The organism is Pseudomonas wadenswilerensis (genome assembly GCF_900497695.1).
GTDB lineage: Bacteria > Pseudomonadota > Gammaproteobacteria > Pseudomonadales > Pseudomonadaceae > Aquipseudomonas > Aquipseudomonas wadenswilerensis.
The window spans coordinates 125048-146707 of the sequence record NZ_UIDD01000010.1 but is presented as its reverse complement, the minus strand read 5'-3'; the positions used below and the strand labels follow the sequence as shown (position 1 = coordinate 146707).

Annotated in this window: 18 protein-coding genes; 13 read left to right on the top strand and 5 right to left on the bottom strand. The window is 62.9% G+C overall.

What is annotated here, in order from left to right; all coding sequences use genetic code 11:
- The 3 genes from CCOS864_RS19550 to CCOS864_RS19540 all read left to right on the top strand — a co-directional run bounded on the left by CCOS864_RS19550 (position 1) and on the right by CCOS864_RS19540 (position 3579).
- Positions 1-684, top strand: coding sequence for a response regulator (locus CCOS864_RS19550; protein ID WP_115087962.1), 684 nt, complete (start codon positions 1-3; stop codon positions 682-684).
- Positions 681-2006 (top strand): ATP-binding protein, encoded by a 1326-nt coding sequence (locus CCOS864_RS19545; RefSeq protein WP_115087961.1) that lies wholly within the window; start codon positions 681-683, stop codon positions 2004-2006. The genes CCOS864_RS19550 and CCOS864_RS19545 overlap by 4 nt, the downstream gene beginning before the upstream one ends.
- Before the next feature lie 160 nt (positions 2007-2166).
- On the top strand, positions 2167-3579 hold the full coding sequence (locus CCOS864_RS19540; RefSeq protein ID WP_115087960.1) for an aspartate aminotransferase family protein: 1413 nt from the start codon (positions 2167-2169) through the stop codon (positions 3577-3579).
- 53 nt (positions 3580-3632) lie between these two features.
- On the opposite strand, the gene CCOS864_RS19535 is transcribed toward CCOS864_RS19540, so the two are convergent.
- Positions 3633-4604 carry a siderophore-interacting protein gene (locus CCOS864_RS19535; RefSeq protein WP_115087959.1) on the bottom strand — a complete coding sequence of 324 codons (972 nt, stop codon included), beginning with the start codon at positions 4602-4604 and terminating at the stop codon, positions 3633-3635.
- Between the two features lie 145 nt (positions 4605-4749).
- On the opposite strand from CCOS864_RS19535, the gene pvdP reads away from it, so the two are divergent.
- Positions 4750-6372: a pyoverdine maturation tyrosinase PvdP gene (gene pvdP, locus CCOS864_RS19530; RefSeq protein WP_115087958.1), complete on the top strand. Its 1623-nt coding sequence runs from the start codon at positions 4750-4752 to the stop codon at positions 6370-6372.
- Positions 6373-6451: 79 nt separating this feature from the next.
- On the opposite strand, the gene CCOS864_RS19525 is transcribed toward pvdP, so the two are convergent.
- The 3 genes from CCOS864_RS19525 to CCOS864_RS19515 are packed head-to-tail and all read right to left on the bottom strand — an operon-like array spanning position 6452 to position 11002.
- Positions 6452-7852: an efflux transporter outer membrane subunit gene (locus CCOS864_RS19525; RefSeq protein ID WP_115087957.1), complete on the bottom strand. Its 1401-nt coding sequence runs from the start codon at positions 7850-7852 to the stop codon at positions 6452-6454.
- A gap of 3 nt (positions 7853-7855) precedes the next feature.
- Positions 7856-9823: a MacB family efflux pump subunit gene (locus CCOS864_RS19520; RefSeq protein WP_115087956.1), complete on the bottom strand. Its 1968-nt coding sequence runs from the start codon at positions 9821-9823 to the stop codon at positions 7856-7858.
- Positions 9824-11002 carry an efflux RND transporter periplasmic adaptor subunit gene (locus CCOS864_RS19515; protein ID WP_115087955.1) on the bottom strand — a complete coding sequence of 393 codons (1179 nt, stop codon included), beginning with the start codon at positions 11000-11002 and terminating at the stop codon, positions 9824-9826. It lies immediately after the preceding gene.
- 227 nt (positions 11003-11229) lie between these two features.
- On the opposite strand from CCOS864_RS19515, the gene CCOS864_RS19510 reads away from it, so the two are divergent.
- From CCOS864_RS19510 to CCOS864_RS19500, 3 genes are all read left to right on the top strand, one after another.
- The gene (locus CCOS864_RS19510; RefSeq protein ID WP_115087954.1) at positions 11230-11709 is read left to right on the top strand and encodes a sigma-70 family RNA polymerase sigma factor; all 480 of its coding nucleotides are present in this window, start codon (positions 11230-11232) and stop codon (positions 11707-11709) included.
- Positions 11710-11890: 181 nt separating this feature from the next.
- The gene (locus CCOS864_RS19505; RefSeq protein ID WP_115087953.1) at positions 11891-12376 is read left to right on the top strand and encodes a histidine kinase; all 486 of its coding nucleotides are present in this window, start codon (positions 11891-11893) and stop codon (positions 12374-12376) included.
- Between the two features lie 108 nt (positions 12377-12484).
- On the top strand, positions 12485-13795 hold the full coding sequence (locus CCOS864_RS19500; RefSeq protein WP_115087952.1) for an MFS transporter: 1311 nt from the start codon (positions 12485-12487) through the stop codon (positions 13793-13795).
- A 64-nt stretch (positions 13796-13859) separates the two neighbouring features.
- Here the strand turns inward: CCOS864_RS19500 and CCOS864_RS19495 are convergent, their stop codons facing one another.
- Entirely contained in the window at positions 13860-15524 is a 1665-nt protein-coding gene (locus CCOS864_RS19495; RefSeq protein WP_115087951.1) for an electron transfer flavoprotein-ubiquinone oxidoreductase, read from the bottom strand.
- Between the two features lie 544 nt (positions 15525-16068).
- Between CCOS864_RS19495 and CCOS864_RS19490 the strand changes: the two genes are divergently transcribed.
- The 6 genes from CCOS864_RS19490 to CCOS864_RS19465 all read left to right on the top strand — a co-directional run bounded on the left by CCOS864_RS19490 (position 16069) and on the right by CCOS864_RS19465 (position 21517).
- Entirely contained in the window at positions 16069-16818 is a 750-nt protein-coding gene (locus CCOS864_RS19490) for an electron transfer flavoprotein subunit beta/FixA family protein (RefSeq protein ID WP_010224703.1), read from the top strand.
- Positions 16819-17748 carry an electron transfer flavoprotein subunit alpha/FixB family protein gene (locus CCOS864_RS19485; protein ID WP_115087950.1) on the top strand — a complete coding sequence of 310 codons (930 nt, stop codon included), beginning with the start codon at positions 16819-16821 and terminating at the stop codon, positions 17746-17748. It abuts the gene before it with no gap.
- 115 nt (positions 17749-17863) lie between these two features.
- Positions 17864-18688 (top strand): substrate-binding periplasmic protein, encoded by an 825-nt coding sequence (locus CCOS864_RS19480; protein WP_115087949.1) that lies wholly within the window; start codon positions 17864-17866, stop codon positions 18686-18688.
- A 9-nt stretch (positions 18689-18697) separates the two neighbouring features.
- Entirely contained in the window at positions 18698-19051 is a 354-nt protein-coding gene (locus CCOS864_RS19475) for a DUF4398 domain-containing protein (protein WP_115087948.1), read from the top strand.
- A complete protein-coding gene (locus CCOS864_RS19470; RefSeq protein ID WP_115087947.1) occupies positions 19048-19857 on the top strand; it encodes an OmpA family protein in 810 nt (269 codons plus the stop codon). Before CCOS864_RS19475 ends, CCOS864_RS19470 begins: the two co-directional genes overlap by 4 nt.
- 214 nt (positions 19858-20071) lie before the next feature.
- Complete coding sequence (locus CCOS864_RS19465) at positions 20072-21517, top strand: aminotransferase-like domain-containing protein (protein WP_010224694.1); 1446 nt, start codon at positions 20072-20074, stop codon at positions 21515-21517.
- The last annotated feature ends 143 nt before the right edge of the window (positions 21518-21660 follow it).

The following is a 21660-nucleotide window of genomic DNA, read 5'->3' as shown; positions in this document are numbered from 1 at the left end:
ATGCACGTACTGCTCTGCGAGGATGATGACCTGATCGCCAGCGGCATCAGTGCCGGCCTGAGCGCCCAGGGCATGACCGTCGACCGGGTGGCCAGTGCCGGCGCGGCCCAGGCCATGCTCCAGGCCGCGGCGTTCGACGTCATGGTGCTCGACCTGGGGCTGCCCGACGAAGATGGTCTCAAGCTGTTGCAGCGCCTGCGGCAGCAGGGCGAGTCGTTGCCGGTGCTGATCCTCACCGCCCGTGATGCGGTCACCGACCGCGTCGATGGCCTGCAGGCCGGCGGCGACGACTACCTGCTCAAACCCTTCGACCTGCGCGAACTGGCTGCACGCCTGCACACCTTGCTGCGCCGCGCTGCCGGGCGAGCGGTGAACATCATTGAGCACGGCCCGCTCAGCTATGACCCCAGCAGCCGCGAAACCTGCCTGGGTGGCCAGCCGGTCGACCTGTCGCGTCGCGAACAGGCGCTGTTGCAGGCACTGTTGCACAACCGTGGCCGGGTGCTTTCCAGCGAGCAGCTCAAGGACAGCGTTTACGGTTTTGGCGATGAGGTCGAGAGCAATGCCCTGAACGTGCATATCCATCACCTGCGGCGCAAGCTGGGCAACGGTATCGTCGAGACGGTGCGTGGCCTGGGTTATCGCCTGGGGCCGGCGCAATTGCCGCAGGAGCCGCAACCATGACCCTGCGTTTGCGCCTGACCCTGATCCTGGGTACCGCCTTCATCGTCATCTGGGTGCTGGCCGCGGCCTGGATGCTGCGCGACCTGCGCATGCAGATGATGTTTTCCCTCGACCAGCGCCTGGTGGCCTCGGCGCGCATGGTCGCCGGCCTGGTCGACCAGTTGCCGCAGCCGTTGTCGAGCAAGGGCGAGGGTACGCGCCTGAGCGCTGATCAACTGAGCGTCGATGGCATGGCCTGCCAGGTCAGTTCGCTGCGTGGCGAAATCCTCGCCCGCAGCCACAACAACGAGCAGCCCCTTGATGATCAGCGCAGCGGTTTCCACGACCAGACCATTGATGGTGCGCGCTGGCGCAGCTTTACCTATGCCCACGGCGATGTACGCATTACCACCGCTGACCGGCACCAGGAGCGCGAGGCACTGAACCGCTCGATTCTGCTAGCGGCTTCGGCGCCGGTGCTGATGGCATTGCTAGGCAGTCTCGGTTTGCTGTGGATGGGGGTTGGCAAGGGCCTGGCCCCGCTCAATCGCATGCGCGATGCCTTGCGCCGGCGCAGCCCGGACTCCCTCGAGCCGCTGCAGGTGCGCGGCCTGCCCAGCGAGTTGCAGCCGTTGCTGGAAACCCAGAACCAGCTGTTTTTGCGCATCGGTCAGACCATCGAGCGCGAACGCCGGCTGACCGACGATGCGGCCCATGAATTGCGCAGCCCGCTGACGGCAATCAAGACTCACCTGCAGGTGGCGCGAATGACCGACGGCGAAGTGCGCGAGCAGGCCCTTGAACATGCCGAGCAGGGCGCTGATCGCCTGCACCGGACCCTTGAGCAACTGTTGTTGCTGGCACGGGTGGAGGGTCGCCTGTCGTTTGAAGACGGACTGCAATGCAATGCCGAGCAGATTGCTCGCCAGGCGATTCAGGACACCGGCGTCGACAACGCCCGGCGTATTGATCTGCAGCTGGCGCCGGGCGCGGCCCAGGTCTACCTCGGGATGCCTACCCCGCTGGCGGTGACGGCATTGCGCAACCTGCTCGACAACGCCCTGCGTCATACCCGCGGAAGCGAACCCGTGGAGCTGGCGGTGCAGATGGACCAGGACCGGGTGGCATTCCTCGTGCGCGATCATGGCCCCGGCATTCCCGAGCAAGACATAGAACACCTGACCGAGCGTTTCTGGCGCCACAGCCAGAGTGGCGGTTGCGGGCTGGGCCTGGCCATCGTCCAGGCGATTGTCCAGCGTTGTGCCGGTAGCTTGCGCTTCGACAGCCGCAGCGACGGCTTGCGGGTGCTGCTGCATATTCCGCTGCGAGCGAACCCGGCCTGACTGGCCTGGGCAGCAGGACGCTGACAAAAATCCTCACAGGCGAGGGGCGAGCGGCTAAATCCTCGCTGCGCTGAAGCGTTTTTCAAGCGACAACAACCCGCACACCTCTGGCAACAGGCGCGTGACGGGCACATCCGCTTGCTTGCGAGGGTTTCCCCAGATGTCAGTCGCTACCAGCCTTGCCCAGGCGCTGCCGGTATCTTCAGCCGCAGACGCTCCTGAAACACTTTACGCGTTCGATGAGTCGCCGTTGCTCGCGCGGCAAAAACTGCAGGAATCCAATGCCCGCAGCTACCCGCGGCGAATCCCGCTGGCGCTCAAGCGCGCCCGTGGCATTTATGTCGAGGACGTCGAAGGGCGTCAGTTCATCGACTGCCTGGCCGGTGCCGGTACCCTGGCGCTGGGTCACAACCACCCGGTGGTGATCGAGGCGATTCAGCAGGTGCTGGCCGATGAGCTGCCGCTGCACACCCTGGACCTGACCACGCCGGTCAAGGACCAGTTCGTCCAGGACCTGTTCAGCCTGCTGCCGGAGCAACTGCGCAGCGAAGCGAAGATCCAGTTCTGCGGTCCGACCGGCACCGATGCGGTGGAAGCGGCGCTGAAACTGGTGCGCACCGCCACTGGACGCAACACCGTACTGTCGTTCCAGGGCGGCTACCACGGTATGTCCCAAGGCGCCCTGAGCCTGATGGGCAGCCTGGGGCCGAAGAAGCCGCTGGCTGCCTTGCTCGCCAATGGCGTGCAGTTTCTGCCTTACCCCTATGACTACCGCTGCCCCTTCGGGCTGGGCGGCGAGGAGGGTGTGAAGGTCAACCTGCACTACCTGGAAAACCTGCTGAGCGATCCAGAAAGCGGCGTGCAACTGCCGGCGGCGGTGATTGTCGAAGTGGTCCAGGGCGAAGGCGGGGTGATTCCGGCGGACATCGAATGGCTACGCGGTGTGCGGCGCATCACTGAAAAAGCCGGTGTAGCGCTGATCGTCGACGAAATCCAGAGTGGCTTTGCCCGTACTGGCAAGATGTTCGCTTTCGAGCACGCTGGCATCACTCCGGATGTGGTGGTGCTGTCCAAAGCCATCGGCGGCAGCCTGCCGCTGGCGGTGGTGGTCTATCGCCAGTGGCTCGACACCTGGCAGCCTGGCGCCCACGCCGGCACCTTCCGCGGTAACCAGATGGCCATGGCTGCGGGTTCGGCGGTGATCAATTACCTCAAGCGACATGACCTGTGCGCTCACGCCCAGGCCATGGGCGAGCGCCTGGTGGCCCACTTGCGCCGCTTGCAGGAGGTTTTTCCGCAGTTGGGTGATATCCGCGGGCGCGGTCTGATGCTGGGGGTCGAGCTGGTCGATCCAAAAGGGCAGGTCGATGCCCAAGGGCATCCAGCCGTCTGCCCGCGTCTGGCCCCCCTGGTGCAGCGCGAATGCCTCAAGCGCGGCCTGATTCTGGAGCTGGGCGGTCGTCAGGGCGCGGTGGTGCGCTTTCTGCCACCGTTGATTATCACTGCCGAGCAGGTTGATGAGGTGGCGGCACGTTTTGCTCGTGCTGTCGCTGCGGCGGTGGCCAGCCTGTAAACGGTCCAGGCATGTAAAAGCCCGGGGCAGTGCACCGGGCTTTTTTATGGCCCTCAGTCGAACGTGCGACCGGCGCGCCAGTAGCCCATCAGGGTCAGGGCGCTACGGTCCAGCCCGCGCTCGGTGATCAGGTAGCGACGGATGTTCATCACAGCGGCAGACTCGCCGGCGATCCAGGCATAGAAATCACCGCTGCCGGGTTTGGCCAGTTCCCAGAGGATCTGCCGGTCGATATCGACCTCCTCCAGTTTGACCTTCAGGCCTGCTCCGGCCACGGTGGGTGGAAGGCGTGCCAGTTCGCGGCTGGCGTGAATCATCGCTTCGCCATGGGTGCAGTGCAGTACATCGCGTGGCAACCAGCTGAGCTCGGTTGCCGGGCTGCAAGCCAGATCAAGGCAATCGGCTTCGCCAGGCACTTCGATAAAGGCCTGGACTGCCACCTCGGGCAGGTCCCTGGCGATTTGTTCGAGTATGCCGGCAATTGCCGGCAGGGCGGTTTCATCGCCGATCAGCAACAGGTTGCGCAGAGCCTTGGGCGGGCGCCACTCATAGCCGCCCGGATCACCATCGAAGGCCAGGTTCGGGGCCACCATCTGCAAGCGATCGCCGATCCTGGCCTGGCTCGCCCAGGTCGAGGCGGGGCCATTGACGCCGTGCAGGACAAACTCGACATCCACCTCCTGCGCTTCGCGGCGCAGCGCCCGAATGGTGTAGGTGCGCATCGGTGGGCTCTGCTCGGAGCTCAGGCCACGGCGGGCATCCTGCCAGGAGCCGTGCTTGGGCAACTGCGGTGGCTGGCCATTCGCAGAGGGGAAGAAAATCTTGATGCGCTGATCGGCGGCCAGGCTGTGCATTTGCACGACATCCTCACCGCTGAAGACGAAACGCGTGAGCGACGGGCTGAGCGCGATGATGGCTTTGAGCTGAACATCGAACAGGCGGTAGGCGCTGGCTTTGGCGGGTTTGCCGGCCAGCTTGCGCAGACCATTGCCCAGGGCGTTGGTCAGTGAAGTGGAGGCGGACATGGGCGGTACCTCTGGCAAGGGGGGTACCTGGAAAACGAAACGCCTGGCTGCTGAATTAGCCGACGGCCGCCGCGGTTAAATTTCCCTCGCTAGCATACGTCCTAGCTTGGATAAGGCCTGCTTCATGGCTGATACGGGTAGGACGATGACGATTTCGCGACGAGGATTCATAGCAGGCCTGGCAGTGGCGGGCGCGACCGTGCCAGCCGCCTATTACGCGCACAAGCAACTGACCCATGATCCAGAAGACGACATCGTTACCCCGGGTGAGGCCAGTGTCGAACTGGCCGATGCTGCCGGCCAGCAATTGGCCGATCAGTTGCGCGGGGTCTGGGAGCTGCGTTTCGCGGGTGCCGACGGCGGCTTGGCAGGCGTCCCCCGGGAAGGCGTGCTGATGTACCTGGACGTCGCTGCCAAGGGCCGCGGCCTGCGTGGGTACGTGGACAGCGAAAGCGTCCTGGGCAGCGATGCGCCGGCAGCCTACCGGGTGCTGGGTGATCTGGTCGGTGCCTCCACGGCCTCGGTGCGCTGGCGGCTGATGAGCACTCAGGGTGGGCCTGGCTACGAATGTTCAGCCAGCCTGGACGAGGTCTGGGGCAGTTTCGGCAATGCCGGCAGCGGCACGCTCAGCGGCCGCTTGCAGCCGCTGGATCGCTCGATGGCCTTGCCCCTGGCCGACAGCCATTTCGTCGCGGTCAAGCGCCTGTTCCCCGAAGCCCGTGAACGCTTGCCCTACACGCCGCAGTTGCAGGCTTGGCTGATCAGCGCCGAGCACCGTTTGTTCCATCAGCTCTGGCATGCAACCCGTGACAAGTGGCACCGGCTGTCTGAAGAAAAGCACGGTGCCTTGCGCGGCCTGGGCTGGCAGCCCGGCCCGCGTGACAAGGAGCGTGATGCCCGTGGCCCGCGCAAGCACCGCAATGGCTCGGGCGTGGACTTTCTGTTCATGCACCGGCACATGCTCGGTACCGCCCGGTCAATGCAGGACCTGCCGTCGTGGACACATTTCCCCTTGCCGCAACCGAGCGTCGAGCTCGACCGCCAGGGCTTTGCGCGCTACTACGACAATCACGACGGCTACTGCGTACCGCCAAGCTGGCGGGCGCCGGGCGACAATGCCTACGGGCAGTGGGTGTCGGCGATCAAGGCCGGCGAGACGTTCTGCAGCAACTTCCAGGTCTGGGAGTCGCAGTACCAGGACCCGCTGTACCTGTCGAGACTGACCCTCGGGGCGTTCGGCTCGGAGCTGGAAATGAACCTGCACGATTGGCTGCACATGTGCTGGGCCTCGGTGCCGCGCGATCCGGTCAACGGCGCGCCGGTGCCTTTTGCCCGTGATCCGGCCGATTTTGCCGGGCGCTGGTACGGAGCAGAAAACGACTTTCTCGGCGACCCGTTCTCGTCCCATGTGAATCCGGTGTTCTGGGGCTTTCACGGCTGGATCGATGACCGCATCGAGGACTGGTACCGCGCCCATGAGCGCTATAACCCGGGGCAGGTGCGGCGCCTTGAGGTCAATGGCGTGCAGTGGTTTGCCCCGGGACGCTGGGTCGAAGTCGATGACCCGTGGTTGGGGCCAGTGACCCATGGTTGCAGCACTACACCAGGGATGTTCCCGGGCAAATCGGTGGAAATGGATGTCGAAACCATGAAGCTGGCCTTGCGTATCACTTTTGGCGACGACGACAAGATCAGCGACCTGGTGCGCCGGGTGCCGCAGCGGCCCTGGTATGCACGGCATCTGTCGTTGCGCGGGATTGTTTCCTGATTCCTTGTGTTGGGCCTGCTTTGCAGGCCATCGCCGGCAAGGCCGGCTCCCACAGGGTTTGTGCAGGCAGGTCAATGATTTAGCGAACCACCTGCCATCCGCCACCTAATGCCTTGTACAGCGCCACGCTGCCTTGCAACCGGGCCAGGCGCAGTTGTACCTGCTGGTCCTGGGCTTGATACAGCGTGCGTTGGGTTTCCAGTACTGTCAGCAGGGTCTCGGCACCCGCCTGGTAGCGGCGCTCAGACAGTCTGAAAGCGATCTGCGCCTGCTCCACTTCCTCATCCTGCGACTGGCGCTGCTGGTCGACGCCACTGATGCCATTGATGGCCCTTTCGACATCGGCAAAGCCGTTGATGATGCTGCTGCGGTAATTCTCCAGCAGTTCATCCTGCTTGGCGCGGGCTTTGTCGCGTTCGGCGCGCAAGCGGCCGTTGTTGAAGATCGGCGCAGCCAACCCGGCACTCAAGGTGTAGTAGGGGCTACGCATCACCTGGGCAAAGGTATCGGCGCCTGAACCCAGGTCGGCGCCCAGGGTCAGGCTCGGCAGCATCGCCGCGCGGGCCACCCGCACGTCTGCCTGGGCGGCGGCCAGGCTGGCTTCGGCGGTGGCAATATCCGGACGGCGGCTAAGCAGCTCGCTGGGCACCCCGCTGCCGATTTGCGGCCAGTTCAGGCGGGTGATCGATTCTTCAAGGGCGGGCAGCGCCTGCACCGGCTCGCCGAGCAAGGTCGCCAGGGTGATGCGCGCCTCCTGCAACTGCTGCTCGAACAGTGGTACCTGGCGTTGCTGGCCGGCAACCAGGCTGCGTTGCTGGGCCAGTTCCAGGGCGGTGGCCGAGCCGGATTGATAGCGGGTTTCGACCAGGCGCAGGACATCCTCGGCATTACTCAGATTGAGGCGGGCAATATGCACCTGTTCTCGCAGGGCCAGGCTCTGCAGGTAGCTGTTGGCGACGCCGCTGAGCAGGGTCAGTTCGACGGTCTGGCGATCGAAACGGCTGGCATCCAGGTTGAACAGGGCGCTGTCGCGTGCGGCAGTCTTGCCGCCCCAGAAGTCCACTTCGTAGCTGGCGCTCAAGCGGGTGCCGAACGAGGTGCTGGTGCGTTCGCGACTGCTGGCATCGAGCTGGTCGAAGCCGTTGCCATGCAGCAGGCGTTGGCGTCTGGCATCGAGGCCGAACTTGAGCTCGGGCAACAACGGCGCGCCGGCAATGACCGCCGAAGCCTGGGCCTGGCGAATACGCGCTGCGGCAGCGGCCAGGTCGAAGCTGTTGCGCCTGGCCTGTTCGATCAGTTGATCAAGCGCGGGGCTGGAGAACTGCCGCCACCAGTTCTCGTGGGGCAGCGGGGTGCTGGTCGCCTGGCCTTGCCACTGCGCTGGCGCCTGCAGGCCGCTCGAAAGTGTAGGGGCGGTCGACGTGCAGGCGGCAAGCACCAAACTGATCGACAGGAAACTGAGACGGCTGGGCAGGTTCATGGATTATTCGCTGGTTAGGGCTTTGACCGGGTCGAGGCGGGCGGCTTTGCGGGCCGGCATGAAACCAAACACCACGCCGGTGATCACTGCACAGGCAAAGGCGCCGAGCACGGCGGGCAAGGAGAAGGCCACGGCAATATCGGCCAGGAGCAACACGCCGCCAATCAACAGCGCCAGGGCAATGCCGGTGACGCCGCCGACCATCGACAGCAGCACCGCTTCACTGAGGAACTGGCGCAGTATGTCGCGCTGGCGCGCACCGGTGGCCATGCGGATACCGATCTCGCGGGTGCGCTCGCGCACGGTCATCAACATGATGTTCATCACCCCGATGCCGCCGACCAGCAACGAGATCGCGGCGATCGAGCCAAGCATCAGTGACAGGCTGTTCTGGGTGCGCGCTTCAGCCTGGATCAGTGCGGCATCGTTGGTCAGTTCGTAGTCGTGCTTGCCGTGGTGGAGCTTGCGCATCAAGCGGTCGATGGCCGCTTCGGTGTCGGCAACCCGGCGTGAATCGGCGGCGGCGATGGTCACGTACTCCGGGTCGCGGCTGCCGAACAGGCGGATGGCGGCGGCCGAGTAGGGCACCACGATACGCTCGTCGCTGTCCTGATCGCCCGAGCTTGCGCCTTTGCCGGCGAGAATGCCTACCACCTGGAAGGGCACGTTCTCGACCAGGATGTACTGGCCGATGGGATCAATACCGGCACCGAAGAGTTTCTCGCGCACCTTCTGGCCGATGACCGCCACGGCCGCCGCGCTCTGTTCGTCGGCTTCGGTGAAGAAGCTGCCCTCGACCACCGGCCAGTTGAAGATCTCGGAGAAGTAGGTGTTGTTGCCGCCGACATAGAACTGCTGGTTGTTGTTGCCGTAGCGCACCATCAACGAGTTGCCGATCACCGGCATGATCATCTTCACCTGGGGTAGGCTGGACACCGCGGCAACGTCATTGAGGGTGATGACGCCAGCCGGTTCGCGCAAGGTGGGCGCGCTGCCGCTGAGATAAAGGATGTTCGAGCCGAAGGCGGCCATCTGCGCCATGACCTGGCGCTTGCTGCCTTCGCCGACCGCCAGCATGACCACCACCGAGGCTACGCCGATGACGATTCCGAGCAGGGTCAGGGCAGTACGGAAGCGGTTGATCCACATGATCCGCCACGCCGCCTGCAGGGCTTCGACCAGCTCGCCTTTCCAGGCGCCGCTTGCGGTTGCGCCCTGATCCAGGCGCTGGCGCAGGTCTTCGGCCTGCAAGCCAGGGGCGGTGGGGGCAGGGCTGTTTTGCGATGCCGCCGAGTCACTGAGCACCAGGCCGTCACGAATCTCGATGACCCGGTTGGCCCGCGCTGCAACTTCGCGGTCGTGGGTAATCAGGATCACCACATGACCCTGACTGGCCAGTTCGTCAAGCAGAGCCATGACCTCGGCACCGCTCTGGCTGTCCAGCGCGCCGGTCGGTTCGTCGGCAAGGATGATGTGTCCGCCGTTCATCAGCGCACGGGCAATCGACACCCGTTGCTGCTGGCCGCCGGATAATTGGTGCGGACGGTTGCCGGTACGGCTGGCCAGGCCCAGGCGGTCGAGCAAGGCAGCGGCGCGGGCATGGCGCTCGACGGCGGGCGTGCCGGCGTAGATCGCCGGCATCTCGACGTTCTCCTGCGCCGAACCCGAGGCAATCAGGTGATAACCCTGGAAGACGAAACCGAAAGCTTCGCGGCGCAGCCAGGCCAGCTCATCACTGTCGAGCTCGGCGACGTCCTTGCCGGCGAAGTAATAGTTGCCCGAAGTGGGGCGGTCCAGGCAGCCGAGGATGTTCATCAGTGTCGACTTGCCGGAGCCGGAGGCGCCGACAATGGCAACGAACTCGCCGGGGTGAATGGCCAGGCTGATGCCGCGGACCACCTCAACCTTGGGCGTATCGACGCCGCCATAGGACTTGCGGATATCGCGCAGTTCAATCAGGGGAGTGGACATTCAACCCCCGCTCGCGGCAGGTGCGCCGATCAGCAGGCGCTCGCCTTCGGCCAGGCCGTCGAGCACCTGCACCCGCAGGCGGTCGCTCAATCCGGTGCGCACCTGGCGCTGGTTGACCTTGCCGTTGCTGTCGAGCACCTGGGCGATGCGCAGGTCATTGCCATCGGCGTGTTCATCCAGTGCCGCTACCGGCACCGTCAGGACCTTGCTGGCCTGCCCGGCGACAAAGAACACCTGGGTGGTCATCTCCGCCATCAGGGCGTTGTCCGGGTTGTCGACATCAAGCAACACGGTGTACAGCACCACTTTGCTGCTGGCGCCACTGCCACTGGAACTGTTCGGACTGCCGCCGCCCTGGCTGGACTGGTCCAGGGGTTTTGGCGGCACCGGCAGGATTTGCCGCACGTTGCTGGTCCAGCGGCGCTTGCCGCCGGCCAGGGTGGTGAAGTAGGCCGGCATGCCAGGTTTGACATGACCGATATCGGCTTCGGAGACCTGAGCCCATACGGTCATCGGCGATAACTTGGCAATGCGCAGGATCAGCGGAGTTTGCTGCTGGGCGTTGAGGGTCTGGCCTTCGCGGGCATCAACGGCGACCACGGTGCCGGACATCGGTGCGTAGATCCGCGTGTACCCCAGTTCGGCTTCGTCGCTACGCAGGTTGGCCTGTGCCTGGCGGATCTGTGCGCGGTACATGTCGATGCGCGCCTGGGTCACCTTGAGCTGGGCCTGGGCGCTTTGCACGTCTTCATTGCGGGTCGCGCCCCCGGCAGCCAGGTGGCGTTGGCGCTGGTACTGTTGCTCGGCCAGTTGGTACTGGGCTTTCTGCTCATCGAGCTGGGCCTTGAGGTTGTCGATCGAGAAACGCCCGGCATCGAGTTTTGCCTGCTGGGTCGAGGGATCGATTTCCACCAGCAATTGACCTTCCTTGACCTGATCGCCCACTTCTACATGCAGCTTGCGGATTTGTCCGGACGCTTGCGCACCGACATCTACGTAGCGCCTGGGTTGCAGAGTGCCCAGGGCGGTGACACTGCTTTCGATATCGCCGCGGGTCACTGCTACCGTGCTGTGCGGGTCGCCGCCAGTGGGCAGGGTTTTCCAGGCGAGCAGGGCGCCCAGGCTGAGCAGGCCCAGGCCGCAGAGCAACAGGCGACGGGTGTTGGAGAAGCGTCTCATGCGGGGTTTCCAGCCAGAAAGAGTGGCCCGTGACTACAGCCTGTCGCCCTATCACGACAGGCACGGGAAGCTCCCAGATAAACGAGGTGATTAGCGCAGAATTTACCGGGAATGGTTCTGAGCTTGCTGAGAATAATTATAATTTGTATTATTGCATACTGCCATCATCCTTATCCGCTCACCCTTGAGTCAGAGAATTCCCTTCGATGTCGCGGTCAGGTGCTGTGTTGGAAAACTACTATCGCGAACTGGTGAGTTTCCTTTGTGCTCGTCTGGGAAATCGGCAGGCAGCCGAAGACATTGCTCACGATGCCTACATCCGCGTGCTTGAACGCAGCGGTGGCAGTGAAATCGAACACCCGCGGGCGTTTCTCTACCGCACAGCCCTGAACCTGGTGATCGATGGCCATCGGCGTGGCCTGCTGCGTCAGGTCGAGCCGCTTGAAGTGCTCGACAGCGATGAACGTTTCTTTTCCCCCGCGCCGTCCCAGAGCATGGACCTGAACCAGCGCCTGGAGTTGATGCAGCGCGCCCTGGCCGAACTCAGCCAGCCGTGCCGCGAAAGTTTCCTGTTGCGCAAGCTCGATGGCTTGTCGCATCCGCAGATCGCCGAGCGCCTGGGTATTTCGCGCAGTGTGGTGGAAAAACATATTGTTAACGCCATGAAACACTGCCGGCTGCGCATGCGCGATTGGGAGTCGCAGTAGGCGGTGTGCGTGGGAATTTGTGAAAATTCCGTAGAGGCGTTGCTTGATTTATGTCGATTTCCCGACAACTATCAGTAAAGACCCTTTATCTGGCGAAGTGCCCGCCAATAGCCTGCAATTGATGATCTGGCGCAGTATGGTCAAGGAACGTCGTTAACGCTCTCAGCCTTGGTCATAAACGATGCCGAACAAATCGCTGCGGATCCTGATTGCCGACGAGCACCCAAACCAGTTGCTGCAACTGGAGCGGATGCTCAATGGCATGGGCTATTACCGCATCGCTCCGGTCGAGAGCTTCGAAGATTTGCAGCGTCTGGTGCAGAGCGCACTGCAACCGTTCAATCTGCTGCTGGGCAATATCGACCTGGCCAGCCATGCCGGGGTCGACCTGGAGCGGTTTTGCCGGGTCAATCCACAGATCCAGCACGCCTTGTTGTACGAGTCGCAACATCTGAAGATCCCCTCGATTCCCGACAGCCAGCGCCGGGCAGTGAATATCAGCCTGCCCAAGGTCCCGGACAACGAGACCATTCAGTCCTTCATGAACATCATCGACTCGCCCCAAGTGATCGGGCGCCTGCCCGGCATCCCCGAGCACGCCCCCCTCCAGGGCTATGCCCCGCGGCGGATGAACTTCGCCCAGACCGCGTTTTCCCGTCAGTCCTGAGCCTGGACCGGCCTTTGCGCTGGGTATGGCCGGGCGGCTTTTGCTATCCTCTGGCGTTTGCCCTGACGCGCGCGATCGCGCAGGCTCCGATCACTTGCGGATACCTCTATGACTGCCACTGACCCTGCGCGCCCGCTGCGGCTGTCGCGCAGCGACCACAAGACCCTGGGCCTGGCAGCCCTGGGCGGGGCGCTGGAGATCTACGATTTCATCATCTTCGTGTTCTTCGCCCTGACCCTGAGCCAGTTGTTTTTCCCACCGCAGATGCCCGAATGGCTGCGTTTGCTGCAGAGCTTCGGCATCTTCGTCACCGGTTACCTGGCGCGGCCGCTGGGCGGCATCCTGATGGCCCATTTTGCCGACCACCTGGGACGCAAGCGGGTGTTCAGCCTGAGTATCCTGATGATGGCCTTGCCGTGCCTGCTGATCGGCGTGATGCCCACCTACGCCGATATCGGCTACGCGGCGCCGCTGATCCTTTTGGCCTTGCGCATCCTTCAGGGCGCGGCGGTAGGGGGCGAGGTGCCAAGCGCCTGGACCTTCGTCGCCGAGCATGCGCCAGCCGGGCGGCGCGGTTATGCCCTGGGCTTCCTGCAGGCGGGGCTGACCTTCGGCTACCTGCTCGGCGCCTTGACCGCCACGGCGCTGGCGCAACTGTTCAGCCCGCAGGAAATCCTCGATTACGCCTGGCGCTATCCATTCCTGCTCGGCGGCGTGTTTGGCGTGATCGGTGTGTGGCTGCGCCGCTGGTTGAGCGAGACGCCGGTGTTCCTGGCCTTGCGCGAGCGCCGTGACCAGCCGCCTGCATTCCCCCTGCGGACTGTCTTGCGCGAGCATCGCCGCGCCTTGATCCCGGCCGCGCTGCTCACCTGCGTGCTGACCTCGGCGGTGGTGGTGCTGGTAGTCATCACCCCGACGGTGATGCAACAGCGCTTTGGCATGAGCGCCGGGCACACCTTCGCCTTGAGCAGCATGGGCATCGTCTTCCTCAATATCGGCTGCGTGCTGGCAGGCTTGCTGGTCGACCGTATCGGCGCCTGGCGTGCCTTGATGATCTACAGCCTGCTGCTGCCACTGGGTATTGCCGGCCTCTATGCCAGTCTGGTCGGTGGCTGGGGCTGGACCGGCATGGCCTACGCCCTGGCCGGACTGGCCTGTGGGGTCGTCGGGGTCGTGCCGTCGGTGATGGTCGGGTTGTTCCCGGCGCAGATTCGGGTGTCGGGCATTTCCTTCACCTACAACATTGCCTACGCCTTGTGGGCAAGTACCACTCCGTTGCTGCTGATTGCCCTGATGCCGTGGAGCCCATGGGTGTGCGTGGGCTTCTGTCTGATCATGGGGGCGGTGGGCTTGCTGACGGCGATGTACTTCGGTGCGCGAGAAGCGACTACCTTCGAAGACGAAGCTGTACGCTGCTGAATTGCGGCCATTGAAAAGCCCCCTGGCCACTACGGCGAGGGGGCTTTTTTATTTACCGGCAGATTTACATGTTCGGGTAAGTCGGGCCGCCGGCGCCTTCCGGGGTGACCCAGGTGATGTTCTGCGAAGGGTCCTTGATGTCACAGGTCTTGCAGTGCACGCAGTTCTGGGCGTTGATCTGGAAGCGCTTGCTGCCGTCTTCCTGAGTGACCACTTCGTACACGCCTGCCGGGCAGTAACGCTGGGCCGGCTCGTCGTACAGCGGCAGGTTGGTACCGATCGGGATGCTTGCATCGGCCAGTTTCAGGTGGCACGGCTGCTCTTCTTCATGGTTGGTGCTGGAGAGGAACACCGAGCTCAGCTTGTCGAAGCTCAGCTTGCCATCCGGTTTTGGATAGTCGATTTTTTTCGAGTCGGCGGCCAGCTTCAGGCACGCGTAGTCCGGCTTGGTGTCGCGCAGGGTGAACGGCAGCTTGCCGCCGAACCAGTTCTGGTCGACGTAGTTGAACGCCGCACCGAAGATCGGGCCGAACTTGTGCATGGCCGGGCCGAAGTTACGGCTGGCGAACAACTCTTCATGCAGCCAGCTGGCCTTGAACGCTTCGACGTAGCCGTTGAGCTGGTCGCCGCCTTCGCTACCGGCCAGCAGGGCGTCGGCCACCGTTTCGGCGGCGAGCATGCCGGACTTCATCGCGGTGTGGCTGCCCTTGATCTTGGCGAAGTTCAGGGTACCCAGGTCACAACCGATCAGCGCGCCACCGTTGAAGACCATCTTCGGCAGCGAGTTCAGGCCGCCTTTGCTGATGGCGCGGGCGCCATAGCTGATGCGTTTGCCGCCATCGAGGTACTTGCTGATCACCGGGTGGTGCTTGAGGCGCTGGAACTCATCGAACGGCGACAGGTAGGCGTTGCTGTAGGACAGGTCGACGATCAGGCCGACCACCACCTGGTTGTTTTCCAGGTGATAGAGGAACGAGCCGCCGGTGTTCTCGGCGCTTATCACGTCCAGCGGCCAGCCGGCGGTGTGCACCACCAGGCCTTGCTCGTGCTTGGACGGGTCGACTTCCCAGATTTCCTTGAGGCCGATACCGTAGTGCTGAACGTCGGACTCACTGTCGAGGTTGAAGCGCTTGATCAGTTGCTTGCCGATATGGCCCCGGCAGCCTTCGGCGAACAGGGTGTACTTGCCGCGCAGCTCCATGCCCGGGGTGTACAGGCCTTCTTTGGGATTGCCTTCACGGTCGACACCCAGGTCGCCGGTGATGATCCCGCGGACCACGCCGTTTTCGTCGAACAGCGCTTCCTGGGCGGCGAAGCCCGGGTAGATTTCCACGCCCAGGTTCTCGGCCTGCTGGGCCAGCCAGCGGCACAGGTTGCCCAGGGAGATGATGTAGTTGCCCTCGTTGTGCATGGTCTTGGGCACGAACAGGTCAGGGACCTTGATCGAGCTGCCAGCATCCTTGAGCACATAGATGTCGTCGCGTTTGACTTCGGTGTTGAGCGGGGCGCCGAGCTCTTTCCAGTCCGGGAACAGTTCGTTCAGGGCGCGCGGTTCGAACACCGCACCGGAGAGGATGTGGGCGCCGACTTCCGAGCCTTTCTCGACCACGCAGACGCTGATTTCGTTACCGGCTTCGGCGGCCTTCTGCTTCAGTCGGCAGGCGGCGGACAGGCCAGCCGGGCCAGCGCCGACAATGACCACGTCGAATTCCATGTATTCGCGTTCCACAGGTTCTCTCCTACTCAAGGCTCATCGGTTTTTCTTTGTTGGCGGGTGTCAGGCGGTCATTTTTCAGACGCTCGGGCTGTAGCTCGAGCGATGACGGACTACACCGCTTTCTCTTGGCCGCGCATTATATCTACACCACTCGCGGGGTCCAATACAAACGTTTGTTTGAATTTGCCGCAGGCCAGTAAAATCAAAGAAGCGCGGCTTGAAGCTGACCGGTTTGCCGTATTGACCGGATTGGGCGTTACGGTCAAGATACGAGCGGTTTTGCGCTCGCCGTAGGCTGACCGTCGGATGCAGGAGCACCCCTAAAAACCAGGCGAAAAGCAGGGCAGTTACGCCACAACCCGCTTTGTAGTGGAGTTTACACGCCACGACAAATAATGCCCCACGGGTTTTGCAACTGACAGGCCGAATCGAGACTGCTGGGTCAGGGTTAAATTCGTCCACCTGTGATCGTTTTTAGAGGTGCCCTTGTACCCACGCGCAATCGCCGGGTTTGCCCCAGGCGACATTCTTTTCACCGGAGAGTAACGAGGAATCCATGAAGGTTCTTGTAGCTGTCAAACGAGTGGTCGACTATAACGTCAAGGTTCGCGTCAAGGCGGACAACTCCGGCGTCGACCTTGCTAACGTCAAGATGTCCATGAACCCCTTCTGCGAAATCGCCGTAGAAGAAGCCGTACGCCTGAAAGAGAAGGGTGTTGCGAGCGAGATCGTCGTCGTTACCGTCGGCCCGGCCACTGCCCAGGAGCAACTGCGTACTGCCCTGGCACTGGGTGCCGACCGCGCCATCCTGGTCGAATCGGCTGAAGAGCTGACTTCGCTGGCCGTGGCCAAGCTGCTCAAGGCAGTGGTCGACAAAGAGCAACCGCAGCTGGTAATCCTTGGCAAGCAAGCCATCGACAGCGACAACAACCAGACCGGCCAGATGCTGGCTGCGCTGAGCGGTTACGCCCAGGGCACCTTCGCCTCCAAGGTCGAGGTTGCTGGCGACAAGGTCAACGTCACCCGTGAAATTGACGGCGGTCTGCAGACCGTTGCGCTGAACCTGCCAGCCATCGTCACCACTGACCTGCGCCTGAACGAGCCACGCTACGCGTCGCTGCCGAACATCATGAAGGCCAAGAAGAAGCCGCTGGAGACCGTTACTCCAGACGCGCTGGGCGTTTCTACCGCCTCCACCAACAAGACCCTGAAAGTCGAAGCGCCGGCTGCCCGCAGCGCCGGTATCAAGGTCAAGTCGGTTGCTGAACTGGTCGAGAAACTGAAGAACGAGGCGAAGGTAATCTAAATGACTATCCTGGTTATCGCTGAACACGAAAAAGGTGCCGTTGCCCCGGCCACCCTGAACACTGTTGCTGCTGCCGCCAAGATCGGTGGCGACATCCACGTGCTGGTCGCTGGCCAGAACGTCGGTGGCGTCGCTGAAGCTGCCGCCAAGATCGCCGGCGTTGCCAAGGTCCTGGTTGCCGACAACGCCGCCTACGCTCACCAGCTGCCAGAGAACGTCGCGCCGCTGGTAGCCGAGCTGGGCAAGGGCTACAGCCACGTGCTGGCACCTGCCACCTCCAACGGCAAGAACATCCTGCCACGCGTTGCCGCGCTGCTGGACGTCGACCAGATCTCCGAGATCATCTCGGTTGAATCGGCTGACACCTTCAAGCGTCCGATCTACGCCGGTAACGCCATTGCCACCGTGCAATCGAACGCTGCCGTCAAGGTCATCACCGTGCGTTCCACCGGCTTCGACGCCGTTGCCGCCGAAGGTGGTTCGGCTGCTGTTGAAGCCGTCGCTGCTGCCCACGACGCTGGCAAATCGGCGTTCGTTGGCGAAGAGCTGGCCAAGTCCGACCGTCCTGAGCTGACCGCTGCCAAAATCGTCGTTTCCGGCGGTCGCGGCATGCAGAACGGTGAAAACTTCAAGCACCTGTACGCCCTGGCCGACAAGCTCGGCGCAGCCGTTGGCGCTTCGCGCGCTGCGGTCGACGCAGGTTTCGTACCCAACGACATGCAGGTCGGTCAGACCGGCAAGATCGTTGCACCACAGCTGTACATCGCCGTCGGTATCTCCGGCGCGATCCAGCACCTGGCCGGCATGAAAGACTCCAAAGTGATCGTTGCGATCAACAAGGACGAAGAAGCGCCGATCTTCCAGGTGGCCGACTACGGCCTGGTGGCTGACCTGTTCGAAGCCATCCCAGAGCTGGAGAAGCTGGTTTAATCCAGCCGCTTCACTTATAAAAGAGCCCGGTCCGTTCGGGCTGTGCAGGCCAGCCTTGCACAGCCCGGCGGACCGGGCTTTTTCATTCGGGCTAAAAAGATCAGGGAGTCGTTGCATGGGATGGCGTGGTCGGATAAACACGGCGCTGGTGGCTGCTGCGGTGCTGATGCCATTGCAGGCCTGGGCGGTGGGTAAATGCGAGCGGCTGGTGGCCACCGGCAGCCCCGATGCCCCGCCGTATTCATGGCGCGACCCGCAGGATCCCAAGCACCTGATTGGCGCCAACGTCGACCTGTTCAGGCAGGTTGCCGGCGAGTTGGGCCTGAAGATTGAAGTCCTCGACAGCGGTACCCGCAGTCAGGCGTTGGAAGAGGTGCGCAGCGGGCGCGTCGATCTGTTGATCGATTCACCCTTCGCGGTGGCCGAACTGACCACCGTCGACTATGTTCACCCGTCGTTGCTGAGCAATGAATACGTGGTCTGGACTCGTCACGATTCGCCACTGGTTTACAACACCTTGTCCGATTTGCACGAGCATCAAGGCAGTGTGTCGGAGAAAGCCCGGCTGACGCCCGAATTTTCCGCCTACGCCAAGAGTCAGTTGAAGCTGGCGCCGGCGCAGAACCTGACCCAGGCATTTCAGAAGCTGCTGCTCGGCCAGGTCGACTATGTGCTGGCCGGTCGCTACGCCGGCATGGCCATGGCCCAGACCCTGGGCATGAGCAACGAGCTGATTGCCCGCGGCTTGCCCCTGGACCGCCCTGGGCTGTACCTGGCGCTGTCGCATAATTCGGCATGCAATGACGCCTGGTTACGCGGACAACTGGCAAAAAAACTGACAGAATTGCCGGCCTCCGGCGTGTCCCAAGCGGTACTGCAACGTAATGTCGAGCGCTGGAAAGCGCAGATGCAGGCACCGCTGGATGCCCCTAAACAGTAGGAAGATTGCGTGAGAACTCATTCACTATTCGCCGCCCTGGCGCTGCTGGCCCTGGCCGGATGCGCCAATGACCCGGCCCCCAATGAACAGCTACGCCTGTCCGAACAGGCGCTGGAGCAGGCCAAGGCCGTTGGTGCCACCGATGAAGTGGCAGAGCTGAAGCTGGCTGAAGACAAACTGGCCCGCGCCCGCGCCAACATGACCAGCGAATCCTATCGCGACGCGCGCATGCGCGCCGAGCAGGCCGAGCTCGATGCACGCCTGGCCGAGGCCCAGGTGCTGACGGTCAAGAGCAAGGAGCAGCTGGACTTGCTGCAGTCGCGGGTCAATCGCCTGCGTAAACAGTTGGGAGAGCAGCGGTGAGTTCGATCAAACCTTTGGCGGCATTATTGTTGGTCGGGGTAGTGGGCCTGCAGGGCTGCGCCAGCCAGCGCAGCGAGACGGCGCTGGATGAGGCCACGGCCAAGTTCCAGACGGTCAAGGACGATTCCGACGTGTTGCGCAGTGCGCCGCGTGACGTGATCCGTGCCGGTGAATCGCTGGCCCGTGCCGAGCGCCTGTCCAGTTATCTGGGGACCGGTGCCGATGTGCGCCACTATGCCTACCTGAGCCAGCGCTACAGCGACATTGCCCGCGAGCACAGCAACCTGGTCCTCAATCAGGAGCGCCTGGCCAAACTTGAGCTCGAGCGTCAGCGCCTGCAGTTGGCCCTGCGCGAAGCCAAGCTTGCCAGCGTGCAGCAGCAGGGCAAGTGGCTGGAGGCGCAGATCGTCAGCCTGGCCACTGAGCAGAGCGACCGTGGTCTGGTCATGACCCTGGGCGACGTGCTGTTCGATACCGGCCATGCGGAGCTGAAGAACTCCGCCAGCCGTACCGTGCTCAAGCTGGTGCAGTTCCTCCAGCTCAACCCCAAGCGGGTCGTGCGTATCGAGGGTTACACCGACAGTACCGGTGCGCCGGAAGACAATCTCAAGCTCTCCCGTGATCGGGCTCAGGCAGTGGCCGACATGCTGATCGATCTGGGTGTCGATGAAAAACGTATCCAGGTCGAAGGGTACGGCGACCAGTATCCGGTCGAGGCTAACGCCTCGGAGCGGGGCAGGGCGCAGAACCGTCGGGTCGAGATCGTCTTCTCCGACGAAAAAGGCAAGCTCGGCGCCGCACGCTGAGTAATAGATGAAGAAACCCGGAGGCCGCACAGCTCCGGGTTTTTTTATGGGCAATCGCCTGGTTGTGACAAATGGCGCACCCCCGCCTCTGTCACGCAACTGTATTGTCGACTATTCTGCAATCTGTCCCAGTACACTTCGTAACTGTTCCGGTATTCTTGCTCGAAACAGCCGTACAAAAACAACTACATTGCCTGCGTGTCGAGAACTGATCATGACCAACCTGTTGCTCTACCAGCGCATCGCCCAGCAACTGGCCGAAGATATTCGCCGCGGTGTGTATCAGCCAGGTGAGCGTGTGCCGTCGGTGCGCAAGATGAGCTCGCAGCTCAATGTCAGTCATGCCACCGTGCTGCAGGCCTATGCCAACCTCGAAGACCAGGGCCTGATTCGCGCGCGGCCGCAGTCCGGCTACTACGTACACCAGACACCCGCTCTGACTGCGCAGACGCCGGACATCGCCCGGGTCGAGCGCCCCGGCCTGGTGACGCGCAGCAGCATCATCCAGCAGGTTCTGACCGAAGCTCGGCGCGACGGGGTGTTCCCCTTCGGCGCGGCGGTACCCCATGTCGATTATTTGCCCGTGCGGGCGCTGCACCAGCAGTTGGCCAAGGTCACCCGCTTTCATAGCCCGCGGGCCTTCAGCTACATGTTCAGCCCGGGTTTCGAGCCGTTGCGTCGGCAGATCGCCATACGCATGCGCGATGCCGGCGTGGTGGTCGACCCCAGTGAAGTGGTGGTCACCCATGGCTGCGTCGATGCCCTGCAGATGTCGCTGCGGGTGCTGACCCGGCCGGGCGACCTGATCGCCGCCGAGTCGCCGACCTACTACGGCTTGCTGCAGCTGGCCGACCTGCTCGGGCTGAAAGTGATCGAAATCCCCAGTGATCCGTCCACCGGTATCAGCCTCGAGGCGCTGCAACTGGCGGCCAACCAGTGGTCGATCAAGGCGCTGGTGTTGACCGCGCGCCTGAGCAATCCGCTGGGCGGCACCATTCCGGAAGACCGGCAGAAACAGTTGCTGCGCCTGGCCTCGGATTTCGACATTCAGATCGTTGAAGACGACATTTATGGCGAACTGATGTTCGAGCAGGGCAAGACCAAGTCGCTCAAGGCCTTTGATCGGTTGGGGCGGGTGATCTATTGCTCCAGCTTTTCCAAGACCCTGTCGCCAGGTGTGCGGATCGGCTGGATGGTCGCTGGCAAGTATCAGGCGGAAATCCAGCGTTTGCAGACCTTCACCACCCATTCAGCCTGCAGCGTGACGCAGATGGGGGTGGCGTCCTACCTGGAGAATGGCGGTTACGACCGGCACTTGCGCTACATCCGTCAGGAGTACCGGAAGAATCTCAGTGCCTACCAATTGGCGGTACAGCAGCACTTCCCGGAAGGCACGCAGATGACCCGGCCAACTGGCGGCTTCATTCTCTGGGTCAGCCTGCCGGGGCGGGTCAATACCCAGGAGTTGCATGTGCGCGCGCTGCAGCAGGGCATCAGTATCGCCCCGGGGTTGATCTTCAGTAACACCGAGCAGTTCAACCACTGCATTCGCCTGAACTGTGGCATCCCGTGGAACCGTGAAGCGGAGCGGGCGGTGATGACCCTGGGCATGCTGGCCAGCCAACTGTGCCAGGAGTCCGCCTCGGGCGCTTTTTTCTAGGCTTGCCAGTCGTGTCAGGAACGGGGAGCATAAGCATTTTCAGGGATAATCGTCGGTGCCTATGAAAGCGTTGCGTTGTATCGGGTTGTCCCTGTGCCTGCTCGGTGGCTTGGCTTGCTCTTCGGCAGCTGTGGCCGAAACTG